Origin of the sequence: Nonomuraea sp. NPDC050786, from assembly GCF_040654115.1 — a bacterium.
Classification (GTDB): domain Bacteria; phylum Actinomycetota; class Actinomycetes; order Streptosporangiales; family Streptosporangiaceae; genus Nonomuraea.
Genome location: NZ_JBFAHJ010000029.1, coordinates 69,986 through 91,549, shown reverse-complemented (window position 1 = coordinate 91,549; position 21,564 = coordinate 69,986). Strand labels below are relative to the sequence as shown.

Genomic DNA, 21,564 nt, shown 5'->3' with positions numbered 1-21,564 from the left:
CATAATCGGCGCACGGCCGTGAAAAGTCCACCGGTTCTCATGCTCCGAAAAATACGATCAAGAAATGGCACCCTAATCCCGCAAAGAGGCAAATATGCCTTCAAATGCCGACAAGTCACTTTTATGGTGTTTTGTCCGGGCCGGGATAGAATGACGGCGAAAGACCCAAGGGGGAAGTCTCATGGGAAATCGCGTGGACTTCAAGACGTCCGAGTCGCTGGACAGAAGTGTCCAACACCTGACCCAGACCGAGCTGGACCGACTCGAAGAACTGCTGACCACCGACGATGGCGAACCTCGGCCGGCATCGGCAGCCACGCGGTGAAGTGGAGCGGGCGGTGCCGCTGCGCGAGGCCCGAAGGCGCGTGACGGCGGCGCTGGCCGCTCTTGGACTGCGGGCGGAGCTCGTGGACGCGGGCCCGGACCGCGAGCCGACCGCCTGGTGGTGCGAGCTGCTCGACGGCGCGCCACAAGGCCCGCCGGTCGCCTCCGGGATGGGCAAGGGGCGCCCGGAGGAGGCCCGCGTGGGCGCGCTGTTCGAGGCCGTCGAGCACTACCTCACCGGCCCGGCCGGGTTCGACCCCGCCGCCGTGGAGCCGGCCGCGCCCGCCGGGATCGCCGCGGGGCCGCTGCGCGCGGACGCCTGCGCCCTGCTGCTGGCCGGGCTGCCCGGCCGGCGGATGGCCTGCCTGCGCTACCGCGCCCTCGACGGGAGGAGGGAGGCGCTGGTGCCGCTCTTCCTCTCCGCCCCCTGGTACGTCGAGACCGACGCCGTACGGCTGCGCGAACTGGCCGGGGACGACTGCGACTACGCCCACCTCATGCGCTACAGCTGCAACAGCGGCTCGGCCACCGGCGTCACCACCGCCGAAGCGCTGCTGCACGCGCTCAACGAGGCAATCGAGCGGGACTGCCTCTCCCTGCTCCTGGTGCGGGCCTTCCTCACCGAGGACGGCTTCCGGCCCAGGCTGATCGACCCGCAGACGCTTCCGTACGGCCTGGCGCGAGCGCACGCGACGGCGGAAGAGCTGACCGGATCGCCGGTCCACCTCCTGGACATCACCAGCGACATCGGGGTGCCGACCATGCTGGCGTACACGGCCCCCACCTCCAGCCGTCCGCACCGGCGCGGCGCCGGGACCTCGCTGAGCCCGGCCTACGCCGCCTGGCGCGCGCTCGCCGAACTCGTCCAGACCACCCTCGGCGAGCGCCTCCCGGGAGGCCCGGCGCGGCGGGACCTGGCGGGGCTGGCGCCGTACCCCGCGCTGCACGCGTGCGGGCGGTTCGACCTCACCGGCCACCTGCGCGAGGCGCACGTGCTCCCCTTCCCCCAGGCCGCCGAGCCGGCCGCGGCGCCGCCGTCCGGCCAGGTGCGGAAGGTGGCCGCGATGCTGGCCGCGCGGGGCCATACGGCCTACCACCGTAAGGTGCGCGCGCTACCTGGTGGGATCACCGCCGTGCATGTGATCGTGCCAGGCCTGGAGCGGTTCATGCTCGTCATCGACGGCAACCTGGTCCTGCCCGGCCGCCGGGGACTGGCCGCCGCGGCCGGGAAGACGGGCGCATCGACCCCGCCCGATCGACGGTCCCCTCAATAAGGTTTCCGGTTGATCCGCCTTACGCGGGAGGTTTTCATGTCCGCACGCTACTGGCAGAACCGAAAGGCGAAGACGTCGATAGTGCTGGGGGTTCTGCTCCTGGCCCTGGCCACCCTGTTCCTGTCCAAGGCGAAGGACTGGGGAATAGCGGCCGGATACGCCCAGCTCCTGGCGGCGGTGACGAGCGCGGTGGGGCTGGGTAACGGCCTGGTGCAGTTCCTGTCCTGGTGGCGCAGGCGGGGCGCGGCCGCGGCCGCGCCCACGTCCGCCGACATCGCCACCGCGAAGGACGTCCTCGGCGGGCTGGTGGCCCAGCAATGGCGCGACGAGACGGTCCTGCGCTCGCTGTGCGATCCCGAGCCCATGCCGCTGCCCTGGCGCTCGGCCAGCCGGCGCGAGCTGGCCGACCGTCCGGAGATCATCGCCAAGGGCACCGTGGCCTTCCCCGGCCTGGACGTGCACATCGCGGACATGGCACGTAACTTCCGCGCCCTGGCTTCCCGCCGGCTGGTCATCCTGGGCGCTCCGGGCACCGGGAAGACGACCCTGGCGGTGCAGCTCGTGCTCGAACTCCTGCGCACGCGGGAGCCGGAGGAGCCCATCCCGGTGCTGCTGTCGGCCGCGCGCTGGGACGACCGCGTCCATCGGCGGCTGCAGGACTGGCTGGCCGCGAGCTTGGCGATGGACTATCCGGCGCTGCGCGCCGAGGGCCTCGGCGTGGACATGCCGGAGACGCTCGTGTCGCGGGGCGAGGTGCTGCCCGTCATCGACGGGCTGGACGAGCTGCCCGACACCGCCCGCGCGAACATGCTCACCGCGCTGAACCGGTCGATGTACGAGACCGACCAGCTCATCCTCACCTGCCGTACGGACCAGTTCGCCGAGTCCGTCGAGGAGATCGGCGACGTTCTCACGGCGGCGGCGGTCATCGAGCCCCAGCCCATGTCCCCCGCCGCGGCGGCCGACTACCTGGAGGCCTGCCTGCCCCCGGTGCCCCATCGCGCCTGGCCCCACGTCCTGGAGGAGCTGCGCAAGGACACCGCTCCCGCCCTGTCCGAAGTCACTTCGACCTCTCTGGGGCTCTGGCTGGTCCGCGCCACCTATATCGGCCCCCGGTTGGATCCGAGCCCGCTGCTGGAGCTCGGGCGCGACAGCGCGGCCGAACTGCATGACCATCTGTGCGACCAGCTCATCCCCGCCCTGGTGAGCACGCGCACGCCCGCCGACGGCCCGCCCCAGCCGTTCCGGCCGCAACACGCGTGGACGGCGGAGCAGGTCGACCGCTGGCTCACATACCTGTCCCGCCAGCTCGCGCGGAACGAGGAGGACCCGCGCGACGTGGCATGGTGGCATCTGGCCCGCTACGCGTCCAGCCGCACGGTCCGGATCGCGGCCGCCGTCGCGATCGGGGCCGTGGTCTGGCTGGCCTTCGGGCTGCTGACAGGGGAGCCTTTCCTCGGCGGGATGATCGGGCTCTTCTGCGCGCTCGTGGCCGAGATCCTGATCGGTTCCTGGTTCAGCGAGTCGCCGGGCCACGCCGACTTCCACGTGCGCGGCAGGCTCGCCGAGCTCCTTCCCGTTCTCCGGGACGGGGTGATCGTCGGAGCCCTGGGGGCCATCATCGGCTGGCTCATGCCGTACGCGAGCGGGCACCCGGACCTCGCCCTGACCTCATCGGTGCAGATCGGGCTGCTGTCGTTCGTCGGATACGTCTCCCTGCTCAGCTTGATCCGCTGGGTGGAGAGCCCCACCGCCGACCTGACGGCGAGATCCCCGCGCTCCACCTGGCAGGCCGACAGGAACCTGACCTCCATCAGGATCCTCGGCGGGCTCGTGGTCGGGCTCGTCACCGCGGGCGTCCTGCTGTATTCGGGGATCCCGTGGGACATGTCGATCCTGGTCGGCCTGGCGCTGGGCCTGCTGTTCGGGCTCATGCTGGGCCGCCACCACGCCTGGCTGGCCTACACGCTGACCATCCCCCGCCTGGCCACCAGGGGGAGGCTGCCCCTGCGGGCCATGGATTTCCTGGACGACGCCCATCGCCTGGGCCTGCTGCGGACCGAGGGGCCGTACTACCAGTTCAGGCACATCGAGCTGCAGCAGCATCTCGCGCGCGAGCGGGCCGTCCCACGGGGAGGGGGCGCCTGACCCGGGGTTGCCGGGCCAGGCGCCTCGTGTGCGGGGTCAATGGCGCAGCAGCAGTGCGGTCAAGGGCCCCACCAGGCTCGGCGGCGGGTCTTCCGGCACCGTGTAGACCTTGCCGAGGCCGTCGCCGACGGTGATCCGGTAGGTCATCAGGTCGGCGCCCACCTCACCGGGCTCCCGGGCCGTGGCGGCCTCGATCGCGGAGAGCGCGTCGTACACCTTGGCGGCCTCCTGCTCGGGGAGGTCGTCGGTGTCGTACGCGGCGACGGTCTGCTCTATGCCGGCGAAGCCGCCGGTGCTCTCGATCTTCACACGCATGGGCGGCTACTTGAAGGCCTTCTTGAGTGCGGCCAGCTCGGTGGCCAGGATGTCGTCGTCGCCCAGGTCGCCCTTGGTGGTCAGCTTCTCCTTGGCGATGATCTGGAACTCGGGCAGTTGCATGGTGCCGCAGCACATCGACCGGTCCTGGACGGCGCGCAGGCTGGCGGAGGACGTGTCGGCCGGCTTCACGCTGGTGACGTCCTTGGCGGTCTTGCCGTCGCCGGTGTAGCCGGCGTTCATGAGGTCCATCTCGCCGGAGAGCATCTCGGTGAACGGCGTGGGCGAGGTGACCACCTCGCGGAAGGCGAACCGGTTGCGGATGAAGGTGCGGTAGATGACGGGGTCGCCCTGGGCGGCCGAGATCTGCAGCATCTGGTTGACGACGTCGGTGTACGTGGCCCCGGTCGCCGGCGCCTTCACGATGGCGTCGAACAGCAGCTTGCAGAGCCTGTCGGCGACCTCCATGAGGATCATGGTGGGGCTCTTGAGCAGGCCCTGCTTGGTGCGTTCGTGCGCGTAGATGTCGGCGAGCACGTCGTAGATGCCGCCGGTGAAGACCTGCGAGACGGCGTGCACCTCGTTGCTGACCTCGCTCAGCTTGAGGTCGTTGTCGGCGTTGCGCAGCCCGAACGGCATGCCGAGCGCCTGCCCGAACTGCTCGGCCAGGGACGACAGGAAGGACTTGGCGTGCAGGTTGGCCTTGGTGAGCGCGACGAGCGCCTCGGCCAGGTCCGGCATCGACAGCGCCAGGAAGATGGCCGTCAGGTCGCCGAACGACTCGTGCAGGCCACCGGTCTGCGGCGGGTTCTCCGCGCTGAGCCAGCCCGGCTTGATGCCGTCGAGGATCGCGTGCCCGGTCTCGTGGGCGACGATGTCGAGCGAGCGGCAGGTGAAGACCTGCTGCGAGGAGCCGGTCGGGGCGAAGAAGAGGAACTTCAGCGCCTTGGCCGTCCTGCTGTAGAACGCGTTGGCGCCGGCGGCGGCGCGCGGGAAGACGGTCAGCCGGTCGAGGTTCCCGCCGGTGTTCCACGCGAACGGAATGGGCGCGCCGCCGTTGTGGCGCTGGTACATCGTCATCGTCTCCCGGACGACCGCGTACGTGTGCGCGCAGTCGAACTCCGGCGAGTTGGGGACGAAGATGAAGTCGCCGTTGATGTTGCGTGCCACCGGTGTGGTGCCGGTCAGTACCGTGGTGACGCGGGCGTCGGTGGGCCCGTTGAGCACCGGGCTGGGGATGAAGATCCCCCTGACGCCCAGCTCGGCGACGGTGGGGTCCTGCTTGTAGATGAGGACCCGGGGTCCGACGATCGGCGGGATCGGAATCGGGACCGGGGGCGGGAGCGTGCCCGGGACGGGCGCCGCCTCCATCGTGAAGGGCGGCTGGAGCAGCTGCTTGGTGTAGTCGGCCACGGCCGCTCCCGTGACTTCACGGTATTCAGGGACGGCTTTCTCCCTGAGTTCCTGAACAATCATCTATTTTCTCCCCATATGCGCGCGAGGACCCGGATGACGAGCCCTTCCGGCGCCTGTGACGAAAGGATGCCTACCCACGCGCATTCACGGAGAAGTTCGCAAGCATTCCAAATGGATAGCGACAATCTCAGACGCGCTTCTCGGATCTTCCCCAGCGTCGGATAAGCACTCGCACATGGGATTTCCAAGGTTTCCGCCGGGCCGCGGCGATCGTCCGTCGGGCACGAGCGTTTCGTTCAGGGCCTGTCCGGCTAGGTTGACCTGCATGAACGCAGACCTGAGCCGGTGAGGCCGTGCGGATCGGAATCGGACTGCCGTCAGCCGTACCAGGGGCCGACGCCAGGTCCATCGGGCCATGGGCGGCGGAGAGCGAGCTTCGCGGCTTCCGATCGCTGGGCGCGTTCGACCGGCTGGTGTACGACAACCTCGACCCCCTGATGGCGCTGGCCGCTGCGGCGGCCCGTACCGAACGCGTCGAGCTGGTGACCACCGTCCTCAACGCCGGCTACCGCGGCAACCCCGTCGTGCTGGCCAAGCAGATCCACTCGCTCGAACGGCTCTCCGGCGGGCGGCTGACCGTGGGCCTCGGCATGGGCGGCTGGGCGGAGGACTACGCGGTCAGCGACGTGCCGATGACCGGGCGGGGCGCGGCGCTCGAGGCCACCCTCGCCACGATGCGCGCCGTGTGGCGCGGCGAGATGACCGGCCCCGCCGGCTCCATCCCCGCGCTGCCCCCGAACCGCCCGCAGCTCCTGCTCGCCGGGTTCGTGCCCGCCGCCTTCACCCGGGCCGCCACCCTGTCCGACGGCTGGGTCGCGCCCTCCTTCGGGCTGCAGCTCCTGAAGAGAGGCGTCAACGCGGTACGGCGGGAGTGGGCACAGGCCGGGCGCCGGCGACAGCCGCGGATCATCGTGGAGCGCTACTTCTGCCTGGGACTCGGCGCGGCGGAGACCGCCGACGCGTACATCGCGCGCTACTACGGCGACCTGTATCCCCAGGTCCGTCACGACGTGGTGACCGACGTGGAGCACCTGCGCGCGGAGATCGACCGCGTCGCCGAGGCCGGCGCCGACGATCTGGTGCTGCTGCCGTGCTCGAGAGAGTTCGAGCAGATCAGCCTGCTGGTGGACGCCCTGGACCGGGCGGGCCGCAGGCCCTGAACGCGGCGCGCGGGCTCAAACCCCCTTGGCCCGCATTCTGGCCGCCATCGCCGCCGAGTCGTGGTCGGGCTCAACTCCGTCGACCAGCACCAGGTCACCGGGGATGTGGTCCGCGCGCAGGTGCAGGATGTCCTGGTAGGCAGGCGAGTCGTACCACGCGCGCGCCTGCTCGATCGCCGGGAACTCGATCATCACCAGGGTGCCCGGCCACGTGCCCTCGCGCACCTCCACCGGCGCCCCGTGCACCACGAACCGGCCACCGAACGGGTCCAGCGTGGCCTGGATGCGCTCCATGTACTCGTACACCTCCTCGTGCGGCTCCGCCAGGGGGCGCAGGTGGGCGAGAGCGTACGCGCTCATGGCTTTCTCCTTCGTCAGCGGGCCGCCGTCCTGCCGCCTCGATGACCATGCTGCCGTGATGACGTAATCGAGTCGATTACCTCAGAGGTAGCGCGTCACGCGACCTCGCCGTCGAGCGCGGTGCCGAGGGCCCGGTATCGCCGCAGGCGCCTGGCGAGCAGCTCGGGACGCCGGGTGTGCACCATGGCGAGGAGTTCGCGCTCCAGCTCGCGCCCGACGCGGCGGCAGAACGCCCGCGGCTCCTCGGCCGCGTCCGGGCGTTCGGCGACGATCCGGTCGGCGATGCCGCCCGCGACCAGGTCGGCGGAGCGGACGCCCTGCGCGGCGGCCAGCTGCGGCGCGTGCTCGACGTCGCGGTGCACGATGGCGCTGGCGCCCTCGGGCGGCAGCGGGGACAGCCAGCCGTGCTGGGCGACGAGCACCCGGTCGCACGGGATGAGCGCGAGCGCGCCGCCGCCGCACCCCTGCCCGAGGATCACCGAGAGCGTCGGCGCTTCGAGGGTGACCAGTTCGGACAGGCATCGGGCGATCTCGCCGGCCAGCCCGCCCTCCTCCGCCTCCGCGCTGAGCGCCGCGCCGGGGGTGTCGATGACGGTGACGAGCGGCAGGTCGAGCTCGCGGGCCAGTCGCAGGCCGCGCCTGGCCGCGCGCAGGGCCCCGGGCCCCATGGGCCCCACCTCCGTCTGGCTGCGGCGGTCCTGGCCGAGCAGCACGCAGGAGACGCCGCCGAATCGGGCCAGCGCCAGGTAGAGGCCCGGGTCCCGCTCCCCCGCGCCGGTCCCGCTCAGCGGCAGCACGTCCGAGGCGGCGTAGCGGAGCAGCTGCCTGACGCCGGGCCGGTCGGCCCGCCTGGAGCGCGTGATCGACTCCCACGCGGGCACGTCCGGCAGCCGCACCTCGGGCGGAGCGTCGTCCCAGGCCGGCTCCGCGGGCGGGGCCAGCAGGATGCGCAGCGCCCGGTCGGCGATGCCGGCCAGCGCCTCCGGCGGCAGCACGGCGTCGACCAGGCCGTGCCGGTACAGGTTCTCGGCGACCTGGACTCCCTCCGGGAACGCCTCGCCGTACAGGGCCTGGTAGACGCGCGGGCCGAGAAAGCCGATCATCGCGCCGGGCTCCGCGGCCGTGACGTGGCCGAGCGAGCCCCACGAGGCGAGCACGCCGCCAAAGGTCGGGTCACGCAGGTAGACGAGGTACGGCAGGCCGGCGGCCTTGTGCTGCGCGACCGCGGCCGAGATCTTCACCATCTGCAGGAACGCCACGGTGCCCTCCTGCATTCTCGTGCCGCCCGAGGCGGGCGCGGCGAGCAGCGGAAGCCGTTCCCCGGTCGCCCGTTCCACGGCCGCCACCATGCGCTCCGCAGCGGCGACCCCGATGGAGCCGGCCAGGAAGCCGAACTCGCAGGCGACGACGGCCACCCGCCGGCCGTGCAGCAGCCCCTCCCCCGTGATCACCGCCTCGTCCAGGCCCGTGCGCCGCCTGGCCGCGGCCACGTCGGGGTCGCTCGCGGGGCCGAGCGGCTCGTCCCAGCTGCGGAACGAGCCGTCGTCGAGCACGAGTTCGACGAGTTCGAGCGCCGTCAGCCGGCCAGCCATGCGCGGATCTCCTCCTCGTCGGCGTTGAGCACCGGAGGCGGGGCGTGATCGGTCCGGGTGGTCTCGACCTCGCCGTCCGGCCCCGTGGGGTCGAAGAAGCGCAGCGGCGGCCCCGGGAGCGTGACCTCGCCGATGCTCTCGTGCTCGACGTCGATGAGCAGCCCCTGCGAGCGGGTCTGCGGCCACTCGTACACCTCGTCGAGGGAGCGCACCCGGCCGGCGGGCACGCCGGCGGCGGCGAGCCGCTCCAGCAGTTCGTCCGGGCCGAAGGCGGCGAAGACGGCTTCGATCCGCTCGACCAGCCGGGCGCCGGCCGCCACCCGCTCGGCGTTCGTGGCCAGCCCCGGCTCCTGCGGGTCCAGGCCGAACTCCGCGCAGAACCGCTGCCACAGGCCCTCGCTACCGACCGCGATCTGCACCTGGCCGCCCTCGCAGCGGAACAGCCCGTACGGGGCGATGGACGGGTGATGGTTGCCCTGCGCCCGCCCGACCTCGCCGGCCACGGTCCAGCGCGTGCCCTGGAAGGCGTGCACGCCGACGATCGAGGCCAGCAGCGAGGTGCGCACCACCTGGCCGCGCCCGGTCCGCTCGCGCTCGAGCAGCGCCGACACCACGCCGTACGCGCCGTACATGCCGGCCAGCAGGTCGCCGATCGGCACGCCGACCCGCTGCGGCTCGTCCGGGCCCGACCCGGTGAGCGACATCAGGCCGGCCTCGCCCTGGGCGATCTGGTCGTAGCCGGCCCGTCCCGCCTCGGGACCGTCGTGGCCGAAACCGGTGATGGAGAGCACCACCAGCCGCGGGTTGAGCTCGAGCAGGCGCGTGGTGGTGTAGCCGAGCCGGTCGAGCACGCCGGCGCGGAAGTTCTCCAGCAGCACGTCCGCCTTGCGGATCAGCGCCTCCAGGGTCGCCCGGCCCGCGTCGTCCTTCAGGTCCAGGGCGATCGACTGCTTGTTGCGGTTGCACGACAGGAAGTACGTCGACTCGGACCCGGCGAACGGCGGCCCCCAGCCGCGGGTGTCGTCGCCGCTCCCCGGCTGCTCCACCTTGATCACGCGCGCTCCCAGGTCCCCGAGCATCATCGCGGCGTGCGGCCCGGCGAGCGCCCTGGTCAGGTCGACGACGACGTAGCCCGCGAGCGGCCCGCTCATGACAGGCTCCCGGGCACGACGAGGATGGCCCAGCACAGCACCGGCGCGACAATCATGATGGTCATACCCCATGTCATCAGGCGTTTGAACACGTTGTCACGCTCGTCGGCGTCGGCGTTCGCGACGACCAGTGCGCCGTTGGTCGAGAACGGGCTGCAGTCGACCACCGAGGCGGAGATCGCCAGCGCCGTGACCAGGCCGACGGCGCCGACCTGCCCGGTCTGCAGGAACGGCACGGCGAGCGGGATGAGCGCCCCGAGGATGCCGGTCGTCGAGGCGAAGGCGGAGACCACGGCGCCGATCAGGCAGATCAGGAACGCGGCGAGCAGCGGGGTGCCGACGTGGGCCACCCCGTCGCCGAGCCACTTCACCGTGCCCTGGTCCTCGAGCAGCGAGACGTAGGTGACGATGCCGCCGACCAGCAGCACCGTACCCCAGCTGATCTTGTCGACGGTGCCGCGGGCGGCGGAGGGGAAGATCAGCGTGAGGACGACCGCCACCGCCAGCGCCAGGAAGCCGATGTCGAGGTCGAAGACGAGCGCGCCCACGGCGAGCACGGCCAGGCCGACCAGCGTGAGGGAGCGCTGCGCGTCGAGGCGGGGCAGGTCGTCGGCGGCGGGCTCCGGTTCGCTGTCACCGGCGGACCCGCCCACCCCCGCGGAGACCATCGCGGGCACCTTCGGGGACTCGCGGTCGCGCCGCAGCAGCTTCGCGCCGCCCAGGGTGAGGAAGCCGATCAGGCTGATCAGGGCGCACGCGCCCATCGCGCTGAAGAAGAGCACGGCCGGATTGCCCGGCAGGTGGCTCTTGTCCACCACGCCGTTGGTGATCGCGCCGAAGATGCCGATCGGCGAGAAGCTTCCGCCGGTGGCGCCCTGCACCACCATGAGGCCCATCATCACCGGGTTGATCCGGTAGCGGACCGCGAAGCCCATCGCCACCGGGGCCACGATGGCGACCGCGGCCGGGCTGGCGGCGCCGATCGCCGTGATCGCGGCGCACACCACGAACATCACCCACGGCATCAGCGCGACGCGGCCGCGCACCGCGATCACGGCCCGGTGCACGATCCAGTCCACGGTGCCGTTGTTCTTGGCCAGCGCGAAGAGGTAGGTGACGCCGACCAGGATGACGAAGAGGTTCGCCGGGAATCCGCCGAGCACGTCGGTCACCTTCACGCCGAACACGGCGGTGCCCACGACGAACGCGGCCACGAGCGCGAGCGCGCCCATGTTGATGGAGCGGACCGTGGCTATCAGGAAGACCAGCACCAGCACGATCAACGCAATGACTTCCGCCGACATCGGCGACTCCTCGGGTCAGTGACAGTCCGGTTACGGGGGGATTTCCGGATTGGCCTAGCCTCTGCTCCACTGCGCCGTATGTCAATAGACTGTCGCCGTGACCAAGAAGCGCCCCCAGAGCTCCGCCGCCCCCGAGCGGCTGGAGCGCCCCCGCCTGTATGTGCAGCTGGCCGAGCACATCGCGCGCTTCATCGACGCTCAGGGGCTCTCCCCAGGCGACCGCCTGCCGCCCGAGCGCCGCCTGGCCGCTGAGCTCGGCGTCAGCCGGGCCACCCTGAGCCGCGCCCTGGTGGCGCTCGAGGTCCAGGGCAAGGTCGAGGTTCAGCACGGCAACGGGGCCGTGGTGCTCGCGCCGGCCGCCGAGGAGGCGCGACCGGACCTCTCCTTATTCCTGGCGGGGCGGGATCTGAAGGAGGTCGCGCGGGCCAGGGAGGCCGTCATGTCGGGGCTGGCGCGCAGCGCTGCGGCGCACCCCGACCGCAGCCTCCGGCTCGCCCTGCTCGACGCCGACGGCCGCCCGATCCGCTTCTCCGACACCTGGCCGTGCGTGCGCAGGCTCGCGGGCGAGAGCCTGCTGGCCGACCTCGACGATCTGCTCGCCGAGGCCGCGCCGCTGGACGAAGCCCGGATCCCGGGCGACCGTCTGGCGGCTCTCGCCCGGGCCGTCGTGGTCGGCGACGCCGACGCCGCCGCTGCCGCCTGCGCCCACCTGCTGGAGCCTTGAGTTCAGACGGTGCCTCAGACGGTGCCTCAGACGGTGCCTCAGACGGTGCCTCAGACGGTGCCTCAGACGGTGCCTCAGACGGCGCCTCAGACGGTGGCCGCGCGGGCGGCGTGCGCGACGGCCGCCGCCGCGAACGCCCGCACGATGGGGTGGCACAGGTCGCCGTCCCCTGCCAGCTCCGGCTGGAAGAGCGTCACCAGGTAGAACGGGTGCTCCGGTAGCTCCGCGACGCGGATCTCGCCCTCGTCGTCGTGGCCGGTGAAGCGCATCCCGTGCGCGCGGAGCGTGTCGGCGTACTTGGCGTTCATGCCGTACGCGCAGTGGTAGCGCTCGACGGAGCGCTCGGTGCCGAGGATCCGCTCCACCGTCGAGCCCGGCTCGACCAGCACCACGCCCTCGTGTCCGACCAGGGAGCAGGCCAGCGGCACGACGATCTGCTGATCGGCGTCCGGCGCGATCTCCGCGTTGCTCGCTCCGGCGATGCCGCAGACGTGGCGCGCGTACTCCAGCAGCGCGTGCTGGAACCCGCCGCAGGTGCCGAGCAGCGGGATGCCGCGCTCGCGGGCGGTCCGGAGCGCGGACAGCGCCCCCGCCTCGCTGCGGTACGGGGTGCCGGGCAGCACCCACACCCCGTCGAAGCCCTCGACGCCGGTGTCCGGCACGTCGTCGGTGGCCATCCAGTACGCGTCCAGCGCCAGCCCGTCATGGGCGCGCAACGTCTCGATCAGGTGGGGGATGCGGGTGTGCGAGCGTACGTGTGGCGAGCGGTCCCCCACGAGGGCCACCCGCGCGGTGCGAGTCTCAGACATGGCTCTCATCCTCGCGACGCGCCGCCGATAAGGCCAACGACTCTTTCTCCTCAGTCCATTAGCGATACTGATGCCGTGGACCCCCACCTGATCCGGACGTTCGTGACCGTGGCCCGCTGCTCCTCCTTCTCCAGCGCCGCCGAGGAGCTGGGCTACACCCAGTCCGCGGTGTCCCAGCAGATCGCGGCCCTTGAGGCCGACCTCGGCGTGCCGCTGCTGAGCCGGCGGCCGGTGACGCCCACCGAGGCCGGCCGCCGGCTGCTGGAGCACGCCGCGCCGATCCTGCTGCGCCTGGACGCGGCGCGCGCCGACATCCGCCGGGCCTCCGGCGCGCCACCCGCCCACCTGCGGGCGGGCGCGTCGCCCTTGGCGGACAGCGGCCGCCTCACCGAGGCGCTCGTGCAGGTAGGCCGATCGATGCCACGTGTGTCGGTGGCGCTGTCGGTGCTAGGGCGGGAGGAGGTCGTCACCGGCGTCGCCCGCGGCGAGCTGGACCTCGGCCTGGTCGACGGCGTGACGGCGCCCAGCGACCCGCTGCGGTTGGTCGACGCCGGCACGCTGACCACCACCGTGGTCGCCGAGTGCCCGCTGGCGGTCGCGCTGCCGGCCGGTCATCCCCTGGCCGGCCGGGCCACGCTGCGGCTGGACGACCTCGCGGACGCCTTATGGATCGACGCCCCTGATGCCGCCACCCCGCTCGCCCAGCTCCGGGCGGTGGCACGCGCCGACGGCTTCCGCCCCGGCTTCGGGTACGACGGCGCGGAGCTGTCCATGCTGCTGGCGCTGGTGGCGGCCGGCGCCGGGCTCGCGCTGCTGCCCGAGACGGCGGCCCGCGACCGGCCTGACGTGGCCGCGGTCCCCCTCGCCGCCCCGGCCCCGGTGCACCGCACCGAACTGGTGCACGGCAGCCTCACCGGCCCCGCCGCCGCCTGCGCCCGCCTGCTCCAGCCCTGAGCCGGGGCATCGAGGCGTTCGCCAGCGTCAGCTCGCGTCGCCGGGGACGATCAGGCCGCTCTCGTAGGCGGCGATCACCGCCTGGGCCCGGTCGCGCAGCCCGAGCTTGGTCAGCACGTTGCTGACGTGCGTCTTCACCGTGTGCTCGCTGACCACCATGGCCTGCGCGATCTCGGCGTTGGACAGGCCGCGGGCGATCATCCGCAGCGTCTCCTGCTCGCGTGCCGTGAGCACAGCGAGCCGCTCGGACGGCGGCGCGGCGGGCCGGGCGGCGGCGGCCCTGGAGGTGAACTCGGCGATCAGCTTCGTGGTCACCGACGGCGCGAGCAGCGACTCGCCGGCGGCCACCACCCGTACGGCGTGGACGAGGTCGTCGCGGCGGACGTCCTTGAGCAGGAACCCGCTCGCCCCCGCGCGCAGCGCGTCGTAGACGTAGTCGTCCAGGTCAAACGTGGTCAGCATGAGGACGCGGCAGCCGCTCTCCGCGCACACGATCCTGGCCGCCTCGATCCCGTCCATGACCGGCATGCGGATGTCGAGCAGGAGCAGGTCGGGAGCATGGTCGCGGACGGCCGCGACGGCCTGGGCGCCGTCGCCCGCCTCGGCGACGACCTCGAAGTCCGGCTGGGCGCCGAGGATCATGCTGAACCCGGCGCGTACGAGCTCCTGGTCGTCGGCGACCACGATGCGCACGCTCACGCCGCCACCGCCCGGCCGGTCACGGGCAGCCGTACGAGGACCCGGAAGCCCGGCCCGTCGGTGCGCCGGCCGATGTCGGCGGTGCCGCCGCAGGCCGCGGCCCGCTCGCGGATGCCGATCAGCCCGTTGCCGCCCGAGGGCAGCGAGGACGCGGAGCCGTCGCCGTTGTCGGTGATGTCGATCATGAGGGTGTCGTCCTGCCAGGCGAGTCTGATGTCGGCGCGGGTCGCGCCCGCGTGTTTGACGATGTTGGTGAGGGCTTCCTGGGTGATCCGGTACGCGGCGACCTCCGCGTCGGGAGGCAGCGGCCCCGGCTCGCCGGAGGTGGAGTATGCCACGTCGAGCCCGGCGGCCCTGACCTGCTCCGCCAGGTCGGCGACCGCGGCGATCGTCGGCTGTGGCGCCCGCGAGCCCTCCTCCTTCTTGAGGACGTTCAGGAGCCGGCGGAGCTGGTCCATGGCGTCGCGGCCCGCGGCGGCGATCGCGTCGAAGGCCGCCTCCGCCCTGGCCGGGTCGTTCCTGACCACCACCGGTCCCGCCTCGGCCTGGACCACCATGAGGCTGACCGCGTGGGCCAGGATGTCATGCATGTCGCGGGCGATCCTGGCCCGTTCGCGTTCGGCGGCCCGCTCGGCCTCGGCCTGGCGTTCGCGGGCCAGCTGGGCGGCCCGTTCCTCCAGGGCGGCGGCGTGGGCGCGGGAGACGGCGGCGGCCCGGCCGATGGCGTACGCGGCGACGCAGAGCACGACGCCGCGCATCGCCGTCTCGGACGAGCCCACCACGAGCAGCCCGCCGCCGACCGTGACGACGATCATGATCCGTCTCGTCCATCGGGTGGAGTAGGCGGCCACGGTGTAGATCGCTATCCCCGCGCCGTACCAGATGGGCTGGGCGGCCACCTCGTCCACGAGGTCGTAGGACCCGGTCGCAACGAGGGTGGCCAGCAGGACGGCCGCGGGCGCGCGCCGCCGCCAGACCAGCGGCACCGTGGCGGCGACCACGACGACGTAGCCCCACCAGTGCCAGGGACCGCCGGTCGGGTTGTCGCGGGTCAGGAGCGGCCACAGCTGTACGACCAGCACCAGCCCGGCCAGCGCGGCCTCCACCCAGAGCGGCGGCAACGCGCTCGACCAGCGCCGGACCGGCGCCAAGAATCTCAGATCGGACACAAGGCCCCATCCTGCCTTCCCTGTCACGCGAGGGCGGCGGCGGGCCTGGGGGCGGTGCGGGCCGCCCGGACGAGCGGGACGAAGGAGATCAGCAGGCAGACGGACCCGAGCGGGATGAGGTCCTTGTCGATGAACGGCACGACGAGGTCGACCAGCACCAGGGCGGGCGTCCACGCCTTGACCCGGCGCATGACCGCGAGCTGCCCGACGAGGGCCAGCTGGCAGGCGAAGAAGAGGATCGGCACGCCGTCGTAGACCACGAACGGCACGCCGGGAACCTCCTTGACCTGCTCGAACAGGCCGCTCATGGCGGCGTGGTCGGCGGACATGAACCCGATCGCGATGTCGATGCCGAACTGGGCGAGCAGCGCCACGACGCCCGCGGTCCCGGCCACCGCGCTCACGGTGGCCAGGGCGTTGGCGCCGGCCATCCGCCGCAGCTGCCAGAAGATGTGGACGAACAGGACGAGGGCCGCCATGAACGCGAGATGGCCGGTGGTCCACGCGAGGCCGGGCCCGCGGCTGCCGTCGAGACCGTCGAGGATGCGGATCACACCGTAGGCGAACACGAGGACGGGTGCGGCGATGAAGGAGAAGCGGGAGTTCATGGCGGAAATCCTCCGGCTCGCCGGGGGTGGCGGGCATCGCCGGTAGGGGCGATTCCGCGGCTCACTCTCAAGAGTGAGGACGAATCGGTAGTACCGGTCTTATGGCCTAGAATCCGACGAATGTTCCCCGCCCCCGCCCGGCTGGCCTGGTTGGACGCCCTGCGGGGGCCGGCAGCGCTGGCCGTCACCATGCACCACGCCGGCTGGACCTTCGTTCCGGCCCTCTGGACGGAAGTGGACCGCCGGATCGATCTCGGCACGTGGGGCGTGTTCGTGTTCTTCCTGGTCAGCGGCTACATCATCCCCGCCTCCCTGGAACGGCGCGGCGACCTGCGCGCCTTCTGGACCGGCCGGGCCTTCCGCCTCCTCCCCCTGCTGCTCGCCGCCTGCGGACTCGCGCTCCTCCTCGCTCTCGCGGGCGTGTTCCCCCTGGAACCGACGCTCGGCGAGCGCCCCCTGCCCGTGGTCGCGCTCGGCAACCTGACGATGCTGCAGGAACTGCTCAACCTGCCCGCCGTCGTCAACGTGACGTGGACGCTCTCGTACGAGATGGCGTTCTACCTGATGAGCGTCGCCCTGTTCGAGACCCGCCAGGCGCACAGGTCGGCGGGGATCGCCATCGCGCTGGCGTTGCCGGCCGTGCCCTTGGGACTGCTGCTGCCCGGGGCGACGATCGGCGGCCGGGCCGACCTGGCCGCCGCGCTGCTCGCCCTCGCGGTCGTCGCGGCCATCGCGGTGACCGCGCTGGGGCACGGCAGGGCGCGTACGGCGGCCGCGGTCGCGGGCGGTCTCCTCGGGCTCGCGCTGGTGGTCCTGGGCAGCCGGGCCGGCACCTGGCAGGGCGTGATCATCCTGGCCACGATGTTCGCGGGAACGGCGGTGCACCGCGCCGAGCAGGGAGCGATCTCCTGGCGCACGGCAGGGGCCGCGGTGGCGGTGGTGCTGGCGTGCGGGATCCCCGCCAAGGACGATCCGGCCTGGGCACCGGCGATCGTCCTGGCGTACGGCGCGTTCGCGCTGGCGTTCGCGCTGCGCCGGCGGGCCTTCCCGCGCTGGCTCACGGGCCTCGGCGTGATCAGCTTCTCCCTCTACCTGCTCCACCCGATCCTGCTGCACGTGCTCCCGCACCTGGCGCTGTTCTACCTCGCCCTGATCCCGCTCAGCCTCCTCACCTACCGCCTGATCGAGGCCCCGGCCCAGCGCCTCGGCAGGCGCCTGATCCGCCGCGCCCCGGAGCACTCATGACGCCGCGTACCGCCGGATCTTCGGCACCGCCTGGTCGCGGCGGGCCGCCTCCAGCCTGACCCGCCTCTTCAGCTCCTTGCGCTGTCGGAGGAACGACCGGACCTGCTCCCGGTTGCTGCCGGCCAGGCTCCAGTCGTTGAGCGCCCGCTCCACCTCGACCTCCAGCCGGTCCCCCGTGCCGCTCCCCCATCCCACCAGCACGACGTGCTCCTGCCCGCCGGTCGGCGAGTACCAGTGGAACGTCAGGCACACCGGCCCTGGCACGGCCGCCACTCCGGCGGGCAGCCGCAGGTCGAAGCCGCGTTCGGTGCGGACGGCGGAGCGGGCGCGCACCGGCAGCGGGAGCCCGTCGGCCACCGTCGACACGACGGGGACGCCGAGGCGCAGCGCGCGATCGGCGTAGGGCCGCCAGTCGGCCGGCGGGGCCGATCGGCTCGGCAGCCGCGGCCCCGACGGCGGCAGGTCGGACCGGGGGAAGGCCACCTCGCCCAGGACGCTCCAGGTGCAGGGCTCGCGGGCGAGGTCGCCTTCGGGCCACCAGGTGACGCGCTCGGGCGTCACCTCGATGTAGATGCGGGCGAAGTACCAGCTCAACCGCTTGAGCAGGAACCAGGGCAGGCCGTCGAACGCCTCCGGGGTCTTGGCCATCGACTCGCGTACGTACCGGTCGGTGTTGCCCTGGAGGTCTGCGTCGCGTACGGCGGCCCGGCCCTGGACGAGCACCATGGGCGGCCGGTCGAGGCCGCTGCCCGTGGGGTCGGAGTAGAGCAGCGCCACGCGCGGGTCCCGGCGGGCGCGTTCGGCCTTGTCGGGGTAGGATAGGCCGGTGGTGACGTCGAGCGTGCCGTACCGGCCGACGTACGGCGTGATCGGCCAGGTCACCGGGCGGCCGGCGCGGGTCAGCGAGGTGTACTCGCAGACGAGCGAGCGGTCCAGCACCTGCCGGACCTCCGCGGGCACGGTGACGGGCGTCGGCGAACGTCCTTCTGCGATCATCAAGGTGTCTCCCTCCCATCGTTCGGGAGACAGCGTGCGGCACGCTTCTTCCTCATGTCTTGGCGCACGCTTGGGGAGCTCTTGCGGCCCAGTACAGGAGCGCCCGTCCCGGTGTGGACATGAGAAGCCCTGAATCAGGACCGGCATGAACGAAGGGCCGTTTCCCGCTACGCCGGTCCTTCATGCGGCCTGTCACAGCCCTCTGACAAGCCGTAAGTAGATTTTTTACTCCTATGTGTCATTTGCGAGGTATCGCCCTCTAAACTTCATAGATGCGTTATGTCCCTTTTGCCCTGATTGCTGCCGCGTCGCTCGCGTTCACCGCGACGCCCGCGGTGGCCATCACGAACGGCTCCGCCGACGGCGGGACGCACCCTGAAGTAGGGGCTCTCGTCGCCAGGAAGCAGTATGACGACGGCACATGGACGTACTGCACGGGCACGCTCATCTCGCCGACCGTCTTCCTCACCGCCGCCCACTGCGGGGGGCACAAGCTCAAGACCGCCCAGGTGACCTTCGCCAGCCGCTACCAGCCCGGGATGCCGGTCTTCACCGGCCGCTACATCATCGACCCGCGCTACAAGGGGAAGTCCAGCAACCACGACATGGCCGTCGTGGTCTTCGATACGCCCATCCCGGGCATCAAGCCCGCCCAGCTGCCGACCGCAGGGCTGCTCGACGAACTCAAGGCCAACAAAACCCTCAAGTCCACCCGTTTCACTCCTGTCGGGTACGGCTCGCTACTCCCGGTCAAGAAGGGGCGTCACCAGCAATTCAAGTACACCGACACGCGCCACCAGGTCTCCATTTCCTTCAAGGACCTGTCGCGCAGGTGGCTTGACCTCTCCCTGTCCACCAAGGGCGACGGGAGCACCTGCTTCGGCGACTCGGGCGGCCCCAACTTCCTGGGCGGGCCCGACTCGCATCTCCTCGTGGCCACCACGATCAGCGGGGCCGACGACGCCTGCAAGGCGACCAACTACGACTACCGCCTGGACAGCGCCACGGCCCGGCACTTCCTCGGCAAGTACGTCACCCTGCCCTGACCCCGCCCGGCACGGGACGGCGCTCAGTCACAGGGAGGCGGCGCCACGTCGTCCGGGCCCGCGCCGACCACGGTAACGACCGACTCCACGTCGTCCGGGCCCGCGCCGACCACGGAAACGACCGACTCCACGTCGTCCGGGCCCGCGCCGACCGCGGAAACGGGCGGCGCCACCTGGTCGGCCCCGGGTTGCGGCGCCTCATCGACGAGCGTCTGGATCGCCGTCCTGCGCCTCTCGAGGCCCGCCCCGTCAATGCTGATCCGCCGTCTGCCCCGGCTCTTCTCATTCGCCACGGTCGGGAGCGTACTGATCCGGAGACCAAGGCCGGGTCACGAGCGCACCCGCGTTTCCCCGGCAGGCCCGGCCTACTCGATGACCAGGTTGACCGGGATGTTGCCGCGGGTGGCGTTGGAGTACGGGCACACCTGGTGGGTGGCGTCGACGAGCTCGCGGGCCGCCTCCGGCGAGAGGGTGTCGGGCAGCTCGACCCGGAGCGTGGCGTCGAGCTGGAATCCGCCCTTGCCGTTGGGCGAGAGGCCGATCTCGGCCGTGACCGACGCGTCCGAGACGTCGAGACCCTTGCTCGAGGCCACCAGCCGCATCGCCGAGGCGAAGCAGGCGGCGTAGCCGGCGGCGAAGAGCTGCTCGGGGTTGGTGCCGTCGCCGTCGCCGCCGAGCTCCTTCTGCATGGCCAGCTTGACGTCCAGCTTGCCGTCCGAGGAGACCGCGCGGCGGTCACGTCCGGCGGAGGTCGCGATGGCGGTGTAGATGCTCATGTCGTTGCTCCTTCGTTCTAGACAGACCTGTCTGTCTGCCGACAAGAGGAGACTAGACAGACCTGTCTGGTATCGTCAACTCGTGAGCGCAGAAACGTCGAAAGGCAGCCGCCCCGGTTCGGCGCGCACCCGCGTCCTGGAGACCGCGACCCGCCTGTTCTACGCGGAGGGCGTCCACTCGGTCGGGATCGACCGGATCATCGCGGAGGCGGGCGTCGCCAAGGCGACCTTCTACCACCACTTCCCGAGCAAGGACGACCTGGTCCGCGCCTATGTGGAGGAGCAGAGCTCACTGCAGCGCACCCTGGTCGCCGGGATGCGTGCCGGCGCGCCGCGCGAGAGCCTGCGGGACATCTTCGCCTTCATGTGCGACTTCGGCTCCGGTCCCGGCTACCGCGGCTGCCCCTTCGTCAACACGGCGGCCGAATATCCCGATCCGGCCCATCCCGTACGGCAGGCCATCGCCGAGCACCGCCGCTGGAACCGCGAGGTGTACCGCGACCTGCTGGCCGCCGACGGCCACCCCGACGCGGAACGGACCGCCGACATCCTGCTGCTGCTGCGGGACGGGCTCGTGGTCGGCTTCGACCTCGACCACCCGGCCACGGTTCGCACCGCCGTCACGGAAGCCCTCGCCAGGGTGATCGGATAGCCGCGCCCAGCAGGTGATCGAGGGCTCGCAGGGGAGCCGTTCATGCCCCACGACCACGCCCCCGAAGCCGCCCGCGAGAGGGCGGCCCCGTCGGCGGCCCCGTCGGCGGCCCCGTCGGCGGCCCCGTCGGCGGCCCCGTCGGCGGCTCTGCGGCCTCGCCAAGGCGAGGACGCGTCGCCGCGCTCTCAGCGCAGGACGCAGAACTCGTTGCCCTCGGGATCGGCCATGGTCACCCACGCGTCGAGCTCGTAGAGCACGCGCGCGCCCAGCCCGGTCAGCCTGCGGACCTCCGCCTCCGTGTCGTCGGCCGTCAGGTCGAGGTGCAGGCGGTTCTTGACCACCTTGGACTCGGGCACGAGCGTGAAGAAGAAGCGCGGCCTGACCCCGGGCCCCGCCTCCACCAGGACGCTGGGATCGTCCTCGGGATCGTCGATGCCGTTGCTCCGCAGGCGCTCCAGCTCGGCCTCGTCGTACGGGGCGACCTGGTAGCCCTCGAGCGCCTGCGCCCAGAAGCGGGCGAGAGAGGCGGGATGCCGGCAGTCGATCACGATGTCGTGGATGCGCGCCATGATCACATACTGTCACCGTCCTACGACCGCCGCCACTGCGCTCCGGAGCGGGCCGTGCGGCGACGGTATTGACACCCAGTTGAGCCGATGTTTACATGTGGCCCCAGGCTGTGATCTACGCAATTGCGCCGACTCGGGGAATTGCGGGCAATTTCCATATGGCGCCCCCAACCCTCGGCTGGCCGCGGAATGGGGCGCGCTGAGTATGAGGCC

At 71.8% G+C, this 21,564-nt stretch carries 22 protein-coding genes; 8 read left to right on the top strand and 14 right to left on the bottom strand.

The annotated features are described in order from the left end of the window. The first annotated feature begins 338 nt into the window (after positions 1-338). Both AB0H84_RS39500 and AB0H84_RS39495 read left to right on the top strand, forming a co-directional pair. A complete protein-coding gene (locus tag AB0H84_RS39500) occupies positions 339-1,598 on the top strand; it encodes a YcaO-like family protein (protein ID WP_357616521.1) in 1,260 nt (419 codons plus the stop codon). 36 nt (positions 1,599-1,634) lie between these two features. Beyond that, complete coding sequence (locus tag AB0H84_RS39495; RefSeq protein ID WP_357616518.1) at positions 1,635-3,746, top strand: NACHT domain-containing protein; 2,112 nt, start codon at positions 1,635-1,637, stop codon at positions 3,744-3,746. Between the two features lie 36 nt (positions 3,747-3,782). Here AB0H84_RS39495 and AB0H84_RS39490 read toward each other — a convergent pair whose 3' ends face one another. Both AB0H84_RS39490 and AB0H84_RS39485 read right to left on the bottom strand, forming a co-directional pair. Next, positions 3,783-4,061 (bottom strand): protealysin inhibitor emfourin, encoded by a 279-nt coding sequence (locus tag AB0H84_RS39490; RefSeq protein WP_357616515.1) that lies wholly within the window; start codon positions 4,059-4,061, stop codon positions 3,783-3,785. 6 nt (positions 4,062-4,067) lie between these two features. Then, a complete protein-coding gene (locus AB0H84_RS39485; protein ID WP_357616513.1) occupies positions 4,068-5,537 on the bottom strand; it encodes a hypothetical protein in 1,470 nt (489 codons plus the stop codon). Between the two features lie 293 nt (positions 5,538-5,830). On the opposite strand from AB0H84_RS39485, the gene AB0H84_RS39480 reads away from it, so the two are divergent. Next, positions 5,831-6,697: an LLM class flavin-dependent oxidoreductase gene (locus tag AB0H84_RS39480; protein WP_357616510.1), complete on the top strand. Its 867-nt coding sequence runs from the start codon at positions 5,831-5,833 to the stop codon at positions 6,695-6,697. 15 nt (positions 6,698-6,712) lie between these two features. Here AB0H84_RS39480 and AB0H84_RS39475 read toward each other — a convergent pair whose 3' ends face one another. From AB0H84_RS39475 to AB0H84_RS39460, 4 genes are all read right to left on the bottom strand, one after another. Continuing rightward, positions 6,713-7,057, bottom strand: coding sequence for a DUF1330 domain-containing protein (locus AB0H84_RS39475; RefSeq protein ID WP_357616507.1), 345 nt, complete (start codon positions 7,055-7,057; stop codon positions 6,713-6,715). A 95-nt stretch (positions 7,058-7,152) separates the two neighbouring features. Continuing rightward, entirely contained in the window at positions 7,153-8,649 is a 1,497-nt protein-coding gene (locus AB0H84_RS39470; RefSeq protein ID WP_357616504.1) for a carboxyl transferase domain-containing protein, read from the bottom strand. After that, positions 8,634-9,800: a CoA transferase gene (locus tag AB0H84_RS39465; protein WP_357616501.1), complete on the bottom strand. Its 1,167-nt coding sequence runs from the start codon at positions 9,798-9,800 to the stop codon at positions 8,634-8,636. The genes AB0H84_RS39470 and AB0H84_RS39465 overlap by 16 nt, the downstream gene beginning before the upstream one ends. Beyond that, a complete protein-coding gene (locus AB0H84_RS39460; RefSeq protein WP_357616498.1) occupies positions 9,797-11,104 on the bottom strand; it encodes an SLC13 family permease in 1,308 nt (435 codons plus the stop codon). The genes AB0H84_RS39465 and AB0H84_RS39460 overlap by 4 nt, the downstream gene beginning before the upstream one ends. Positions 11,105-11,201: 97 nt before the next feature. Here AB0H84_RS39460 and AB0H84_RS39455 point away from each other — a divergent pair, with 97 nt between their 5' ends. Further along, the gene (locus AB0H84_RS39455; protein ID WP_357616495.1) at positions 11,202-11,828 is read left to right on the top strand and encodes a GntR family transcriptional regulator; all 627 of its coding nucleotides are present in this window, start codon (positions 11,202-11,204) and stop codon (positions 11,826-11,828) included. Positions 11,829-11,914: 86 nt separating this feature from the next. Here the strand turns inward: AB0H84_RS39455 and AB0H84_RS39450 are convergent, their stop codons facing one another. Continuing rightward, complete coding sequence (locus AB0H84_RS39450; protein WP_357616493.1) at positions 11,915-12,637, bottom strand: hypothetical protein; 723 nt, start codon at positions 12,635-12,637, stop codon at positions 11,915-11,917. A 75-nt stretch (positions 12,638-12,712) separates the two neighbouring features. Between AB0H84_RS39450 and AB0H84_RS39445 the strand changes: the two genes are divergently transcribed. Further along, the gene (locus AB0H84_RS39445; RefSeq protein WP_357616490.1) at positions 12,713-13,591 is read left to right on the top strand and encodes a LysR family transcriptional regulator; all 879 of its coding nucleotides are present in this window, start codon (positions 12,713-12,715) and stop codon (positions 13,589-13,591) included. A gap of 27 nt (positions 13,592-13,618) precedes the next feature. Here the strand turns inward: AB0H84_RS39445 and AB0H84_RS39440 are convergent, their stop codons facing one another. The 3 genes from AB0H84_RS39440 to AB0H84_RS39430 are packed head-to-tail and all read right to left on the bottom strand — an operon-like array spanning position 13,619 to position 16,067. Then, positions 13,619-14,290 carry a response regulator transcription factor gene (locus tag AB0H84_RS39440; protein WP_357616487.1) on the bottom strand — a complete coding sequence of 224 codons (672 nt, stop codon included), beginning with the start codon at positions 14,288-14,290 and terminating at the stop codon, positions 13,619-13,621. Further along, on the bottom strand, positions 14,287-15,459 hold the full coding sequence (locus tag AB0H84_RS39435; protein WP_357616485.1) for a histidine kinase: 1,173 nt from the start codon (positions 15,457-15,459) through the stop codon (positions 14,287-14,289). The genes AB0H84_RS39440 and AB0H84_RS39435 overlap by 4 nt, the downstream gene beginning before the upstream one ends. 23 nt (positions 15,460-15,482) lie before the next feature. Continuing rightward, positions 15,483-16,067, bottom strand: a complete 585-nt coding sequence (locus AB0H84_RS39430; RefSeq protein ID WP_357616482.1) for a hypothetical protein — start codon at positions 16,065-16,067, stop codon at positions 15,483-15,485. A 120-nt stretch (positions 16,068-16,187) separates the two neighbouring features. Between AB0H84_RS39430 and AB0H84_RS39425 the strand changes: the two genes are divergently transcribed. After that, positions 16,188-17,312, top strand: coding sequence for an acyltransferase family protein (locus AB0H84_RS39425; protein ID WP_357616479.1), 1,125 nt, complete (start codon positions 16,188-16,190; stop codon positions 17,310-17,312). Here AB0H84_RS39425 and AB0H84_RS39420 read toward each other — a convergent pair. Beyond that, a complete protein-coding gene (locus tag AB0H84_RS39420) occupies positions 17,307-18,308 on the bottom strand; it encodes a hypothetical protein (RefSeq protein ID WP_357616476.1) in 1,002 nt (333 codons plus the stop codon). The two genes, AB0H84_RS39425 and AB0H84_RS39420, sit on opposite strands and share 6 nt — an antisense overlap. A gap of 272 nt (positions 18,309-18,580) precedes the next feature. Here AB0H84_RS39420 and AB0H84_RS39415 point away from each other — a divergent pair, with 272 nt between their 5' ends. Next, entirely contained in the window at positions 18,581-19,354 is a 774-nt protein-coding gene (locus tag AB0H84_RS39415; RefSeq protein WP_357616473.1) for a trypsin-like serine protease, read from the top strand. A gap of 23 nt (positions 19,355-19,377) precedes the next feature. Here the strand turns inward: AB0H84_RS39415 and AB0H84_RS39410 are convergent, their stop codons facing one another. Continuing rightward, positions 19,378-19,647 (bottom strand): hypothetical protein, encoded by a 270-nt coding sequence (locus AB0H84_RS39410; RefSeq protein ID WP_357616470.1) that lies wholly within the window; start codon positions 19,645-19,647, stop codon positions 19,378-19,380. Positions 19,648-19,719: 72 nt separating this feature from the next. Continuing rightward, entirely contained in the window at positions 19,720-20,130 is a 411-nt protein-coding gene (locus AB0H84_RS39405) for an organic hydroperoxide resistance protein (protein ID WP_357616467.1), read from the bottom strand. 82 nt (positions 20,131-20,212) lie between these two features. On the opposite strand from AB0H84_RS39405, the gene AB0H84_RS39400 reads away from it, so the two are divergent. Further along, complete coding sequence (locus AB0H84_RS39400) at positions 20,213-20,782, top strand: TetR/AcrR family transcriptional regulator (RefSeq protein WP_357616464.1); 570 nt, start codon at positions 20,213-20,215, stop codon at positions 20,780-20,782. Positions 20,783-20,967: 185 nt separating this feature from the next. Here the strand turns inward: AB0H84_RS39400 and AB0H84_RS39395 are convergent, their stop codons facing one another. Next, a complete protein-coding gene (locus AB0H84_RS39395) occupies positions 20,968-21,351 on the bottom strand; it encodes a VOC family protein (protein ID WP_357616460.1) in 384 nt (127 codons plus the stop codon). Positions 21,352-21,564 lie beyond the last annotated feature (213 nt).

Coding starts and splice junctions, on each gene's coding strand:
- AB0H84_RS39495 (WP_357616518.1), top strand. CDS start 1,635: ATGTCCGCACGCTACTGGCAGAACCGAAAGGCGAAGACGTCGATAGTG.
- AB0H84_RS39490 (WP_357616515.1), bottom strand. CDS start 4,061: ATGCGTGTGAAGATCGAGAGCACCGGCGGCTTCGCCGGCATAGAGCAG.
- AB0H84_RS39485 (WP_357616513.1), bottom strand. CDS start 5,537: ATGATTGTTCAGGAACTCAGGGAGAAAGCCGTCCCTGAATACCGTGAA.
- AB0H84_RS39475 (WP_357616507.1), bottom strand. CDS start 7,057: ATGAGCGCGTACGCTCTCGCCCACCTGCGCCCCCTGGCGGAGCCGCAC.
- AB0H84_RS39470 (WP_357616504.1), bottom strand. CDS start 8,649: ATGGCTGGCCGGCTGACGGCGCTCGAACTCGTCGAACTCGTGCTCGAC.
- AB0H84_RS39465 (WP_357616501.1), bottom strand. CDS start 9,800: ATGAGCGGGCCGCTCGCGGGCTACGTCGTCGTCGACCTGACCAGGGCG.
- AB0H84_RS39460 (WP_357616498.1), bottom strand. CDS start 11,104: ATGTCGGCGGAAGTCATTGCGTTGATCGTGCTGGTGCTGGTCTTCCTG.
- AB0H84_RS39450 (WP_357616493.1), bottom strand. CDS start 12,637: ATGTCTGAGACTCGCACCGCGCGGGTGGCCCTCGTGGGGGACCGCTCG.
- AB0H84_RS39430 (WP_357616482.1), bottom strand. CDS start 16,067: ATGAACTCCCGCTTCTCCTTCATCGCCGCACCCGTCCTCGTGTTCGCC.
- AB0H84_RS39425 (WP_357616479.1), top strand. CDS start 16,188: ATGTTCCCCGCCCCCGCCCGGCTGGCCTGGTTGGACGCCCTGCGGGGG.
- AB0H84_RS39420 (WP_357616476.1), bottom strand. CDS start 18,308: ATGATCGCAGAAGGACGTTCGCCGACGCCCGTCACCGTGCCCGCGGAG.
- AB0H84_RS39415 (WP_357616473.1), top strand. CDS start 18,581: ATGCGTTATGTCCCTTTTGCCCTGATTGCTGCCGCGTCGCTCGCGTTC.
- AB0H84_RS39405 (WP_357616467.1), bottom strand. CDS start 20,130: ATGAGCATCTACACCGCCATCGCGACCTCCGCCGGACGTGACCGCCGC.
- AB0H84_RS39395 (WP_357616460.1), bottom strand. CDS start 21,351: ATGGCGCGCATCCACGACATCGTGATCGACTGCCGGCATCCCGCCTCT.